Annotated in this window: 4 protein-coding genes; 2 read left to right on the top strand and 2 right to left on the bottom strand. The window is 67.6% G+C overall.

The features are described 5' to 3' along the window. The first annotated feature begins 414 nt into the window (after positions 1 to 414). A complete protein-coding gene (locus RMO85_RS02560) occupies positions 415 to 1,470 on the top strand; it encodes an alcohol dehydrogenase catalytic domain-containing protein (RefSeq protein WP_310526287.1) in 1,056 nt (351 codons plus the stop codon). 67 nt (positions 1,471 to 1,537) lie between these two features. On the opposite strand, the gene RMO85_RS02565 is transcribed toward RMO85_RS02560, so the two are convergent. Further along, a complete protein-coding gene (locus RMO85_RS02565) occupies positions 1,538 to 3,100 on the bottom strand; it encodes an FAD-dependent oxidoreductase (RefSeq protein WP_310526288.1) in 1,563 nt (520 codons plus the stop codon). Positions 3,101 to 3,264: 164 nt separating this feature from the next. Between RMO85_RS02565 and RMO85_RS02570 the strand changes: the two genes are divergently transcribed. Continuing rightward, positions 3,265 to 3,855 carry a TMEM175 family protein gene (locus tag RMO85_RS02570; RefSeq protein WP_310526290.1) on the top strand — a complete coding sequence of 197 codons (591 nt, stop codon included), beginning with the start codon at positions 3,265 to 3,267 and terminating at the stop codon, positions 3,853 to 3,855. 320 nt (positions 3,856 to 4,175) lie between these two features. Here RMO85_RS02570 and RMO85_RS02575 read toward each other — a convergent pair. Then, positions 4,176 to 4,441, bottom strand: a 266-nt coding sequence (locus tag RMO85_RS02575) for a hypothetical protein (protein WP_310526292.1), incomplete at its 5' end; no start/stop codon positions are given.

The raw sequence follows: 4,441 nt of genomic DNA on the forward strand, positions 1-4,441 counted from the left end.
CTGTCACTGTGCTTGACCGGGTGTGGGGACGGGCTGGTGGGCGAGTTCACGGTCTCTCCTGACGCCGGGGGCAGATTGCTTCCTCTGATTGATCAAGCCTGCTCTCCATCAGGGGAGATCGAGCAGGAGCAACAGTCATCACCCGACGGGACCTTCGTCCCGGATTGCAGGCGGACTTCGGCTTGCGCGCAGACGGGCCGGACCGGGGCCACTGAGGGGTGAGTGGGTTCTCGAATTGAGACATTGCCGGTCACGCCTGCGAGGTCTACTGGGGTCGCCCCACTCGCAGGGAAGGCCCGGAGAACGCGTCGTGGAGAACGTCGTCGCTGCCATCTTCCAGGGACCGGGGGACCCGAGGCGGGGCCAATGCCAGTTCAGGCCAGGAGGCCGGTAACCACTCGAGAGCGAGGCGTGATGAAGGCAATCGTTTACAAAGGACCGGGCAACAAGTCGTGGGAGGACGTTCCCGACCCGAGCATTCAGGACCCGACCGACGCGATCGTGAAGGTCGAGCACACGACGATCTGCGGCACCGACCTGCACATCTTGAAGGGCGACGTGCCCACGGTGGCCGAGGGCCGCGTGCTGGGGCACGAGGGCGTCGGAGTCGTGACCGAGGTGGGAGCGTCGTGCACCCGTGTCAAGGTCGGCGACCGGGTCATCATCTCGTGCATCAGCAAGTGCATGGCCTGTGACTACTGCAAGGCGGGACTCACGTCCCACTGCCAGACGCTGGGCGGGATCGGGTGGATCTTCGGGCACCTCATCGACGGGACGCAGGCCGAGTATGTCCGCGTCCCCTACGCGGACAACGGGCTCATACCGCTGCCTGACAACGTCACCGCCGAACAAGGCGCGATGCTCAGCGACATCCTGCCGACCGGCTACGAGATCGGGGTGCTCTACGGGGCGGTGAAGCCCGGCGACGTCGTCGCCGTGGTCGGCGTGGGCCCGGTCGGCCTGGCGGCCGTGATGACCGCGTCCTCCCAGGGAGCATCCAGGGTGATCGCAGTCGACGGCAACAAGTTCCGGCTCGAGGCGTCGCGGGAGTTCGGCGCAACCGACACCGTCGATGCGAGTGGCCACGACCTCGTGACCGAGTTGAAGGGTCTCAGCGGCGACGGTCTGGGTGTCGATGTCGCGATCGAGGCGGTCGGGATCCCGGCGACCTTCGGACTGGCGCTCGACTCGATCCGACCCGGCGGCCATGTGGCCAACGTCGGTGTACACGGAGAGAGCGTGCAGTTCCCGATCGAGCGTGACTGGATCAACAACATCACGATCACCACCGGGCTGGTCAACGCAACGACCGCCCCCGAGCTGCTGACGAAGATCACGAGCGGAGCGATAGACCCGGCGAAATTCGTCACCCACCGCTTCGGTTTCGATCAGTTCTTGGAGGCGTACGACACGTTCGCGGACGCGGCCGAGCAGCAGGCCCTGAAGGTGATCATCAGCAACGCCGGATGACGAAACGCCTGACCATGCGCGGCGATGGACTCTCCGCGAGCCGTGGGCCGGCCGCCGAGGGTGCGCGCTACTTCAGGGTGGCGAGCACCTCGGCTGCCGCCCGGTACCCGGTCTCCACGGCGCCGTTGAGGTAGCCCTGGAAGTCCTGGGAGGTGTGCTCGCCGGCGAAGTGGCAGGTGCCGACGGCCTCCTTCTCGACCCCGCTGAACCTGGTGTACTGCCCCACCTTCCAGAAGGAGTAGGAGCCGAGCGTCCACGGGTAGGCGGCCCAGAAGTCGAGGATTGCCCGGCCGTTCCACCGATTGGTCAGGCCGGGGTAGAGCGGCTCGATCTGGGCGAGGAACCGGTTGGCGTAGGACGCAGTCGACCCGGCGCCGAACCCGGCACCGACGGTGCCGCCGGTGTAGTCCACGAGGATGCCCTGGGTGCCTGGTTGGCCCCGCGTGACCTCCCAGGTGGCCTGGTAGCCCGTGTCGGCGTAGGTGTCCCCATTGAAGCCGAGAGTCCGCCAGTGCCGGTCGGTGAACTGCAGGGCGAGCTTGCTGTTGGTGCCCATCGGCAGCTCGGAGATCGCGGTCATCTTCAAGGGCGGGAAGGCGGCCCGCGAGAGGTCGACCGACCGCAGCAGCGAGAACGGCAGCGTGAGGATCACGTGGTCGGCGACCTGGCTCGAGGTCTTGTTGCCCGACTTCGTCGTCACCGTCCAGGTGCCGTCTGCGTTGAGAGCCAGCGCCGTCAACGCGGTGCCCAGCCGGATCTGGCCCGGCAGCCGATCTGCCAGCCGCGTGGCGATCTGGTCGTTGCCACCGACGACATGGAACTTCTCGTCACTGGGGCCGAAGATGTTGAGCTGCCCCTGGCCGGAGTAGGCGATCAGGTAGAGCATGTTCAGCGAGCTCTGGGTGGAGCTGTCGCCGCCGTACTCGATCGTGTAGGCGACGTCGAGGAGCTGGCCGAGGCGCGAGGTGAGCCCGCCCGGCACATACGCCGAGATCCAGTCCGTGATCGACATCCGGTCGAGCTCGCGGCCGCGCTCGGTGGACAGGTTGTAGAGCGTCGGGTAGCTCGCCGCGGACACGTCGCTGTGCAGCTGCTGCCAGATCGTCTTGATGTCGGCGGTCGCCTCGGCGTAGGTGTACGGCGCACCGTCGAAGAAGTAGACCGGTTCGGTGCCCTGCTGCTCGGCAGCGAGGAGGTTCTCGGTGCGCAGTCCGAGCTCCTTGACGAGCTGGCGGATGGCGATGTGGCCGGTGTCGATCAGCTCGCCCCCGTGCTCGATGACCTGCCCGGCCTCGAACGAGGTGGTGGAGCTCCAGCACCGGCCACCGATCCGCTGGTCCGCCTCGACCACGGTGCTCGTGATGCCGGCGGCGCGGAGTCGATGCGCGGCGCTCAGCCCGGCCAGACCGGCGCCGACGACCACCACCCGTGGCGACGCGCCGGGCGTGGGGGCTGCCGCGGCGGCACTCCACGCCCCGGCAGGGACGACGGACGAGGCGGCGAGGCCGGCGGTCCCGGCCAGCAGCCGACGTCGGGACAGCCGGGCGTGCGAGGCCTCGGGGTCGGGGGAGTCGTCGGCGACCGAGTCGGCGATGCGGCGCAGGGTGCGCGCGAGCGGGGTACGCGCCATGGGGGCCACCTGCCGATTCCGTTGACGATGGGAGATCTCATCGACGATACGCGCAGACCCGCTCGGATTCGATAGCGGAATCGTGCAATATTCGGCGGTTCTGTGCAGGGATTCGCGGCGTGAGGCCAGGCCAAAAAGGGGCGCCTGCGGCGTACCTTGCCGCAATGACGACCAACCGGCTCGAGGCGTTCAGCGACGCTGTGCTCGCCATCGCGATCACAATCATGGTGCTGGAGCTTCACCCTCCCGAGGAGCCGTCCCTGCGGGGATTGTGGGAGGAGACGGGGGTGCCGCTGCTCGCCTATGTGCTGAGCTTCGTCTACCTCGGCATCTACTGGAACAACCACCACCACGTCTTCCAGCTGGTTGATCGAGTCAACGGGACGGTGTTGTGGGCCAACCTGCACCTGCTGTTCTGGCTGTCGTTGGTGCCGTTCACCACGAATTGGATGGCCGAGACGAACCTCGAGCGAACTCCGACCGTGGCCTACGGCGTCAACCTGCTCGCTGCGGGTGGGGCCTACTACGTGCTGGAGATCGCGATCGGTCGCATGCCGGGGTCGGGGGCCCGCTACCACGAGGCGGTCGGATCCGACCTCAAGGGGATCGCCTCGATGATCGCCTACCTCGCCGGAATCGCGCTGACTTTTGTGGCGCCTTGGCTGGCCATGGTGCCGTTCGTGGCCGTCGCCGTCATGTGGCTCATCCCCGACCGGCGCATCGAGCGGTTCTTGGACGGGGAGCCCTCAAGCTAGCGGAGGGCGGACCGTCCCGGTCGAGACGGCGAACAACCGTCGTCAGCTCGATGCCGAAGGCCTGGGCCGATGCAGGTCAGCAGCGGCCGAAGCGGCCCCTGGCTCGTTACGCGCATGTTCCCTGAAACGGAAAGACCCTCCCAAGGGGCTCTGACCTGCGGGTTTATTTGTGGGCGATACCGGGATTGAACTCTGTCGGTCGAGGTTGGGCTTGCGGGATGCCGTGGGAGGGCTGGTGGCGCGGCAGGCATCTACGCGAAATCTGGTCGGCGCTCGAGTGTCCGAGCGGGTGCGAGGTGGCGGCGTTCACGCCCCCGGCGTCACCAGGTCGCGTCGAGCCATTCGCGGAGCGCGTCGAGTGTCTCGCTGACGGCCCAGGTGCGGGAGCGGCCGAGGGTGCCTAGCAGGACTTCGAGCGCCAGCCCGTCCATCAGTCGGCAGGCGCGGTACGCCGTGCGTCCGGGATCGCCGGTCGCGAAGAGGCCGGACGCTTGGCCGCGCTGGATGATCGCGGTCAGCGCGTCGCTCCAGGAGTCCACGACGGCTGCGTAGGCGGTGATGGTGGCGTCGTCGGACGGGGGCGCGG

The organism is Nocardioides sp. (genome assembly GCF_031422975.1).
GTDB lineage: Bacteria > Actinomycetota > Actinomycetes > Propionibacteriales > Nocardioidaceae > Nocardioides.

Excerpts from the sequence above, each read along its gene's own strand:
- RMO85_RS02560 (WP_310526287.1), top strand. The coding sequence starts at position 415 with ATGAAGGCAATCGTTTACAAAGGACCGGGCAACAAGTCGTGGGAGGAC.
- RMO85_RS02565 (WP_310526288.1), bottom strand. The coding sequence starts at position 3,100 with ATGGCGCGTACCCCGCTCGCGCGCACCCTGCGCCGCATCGCCGACTCG.
- RMO85_RS02570 (WP_310526290.1), top strand. The coding sequence starts at position 3,265 with ATGACGACCAACCGGCTCGAGGCGTTCAGCGACGCTGTGCTCGCCATC.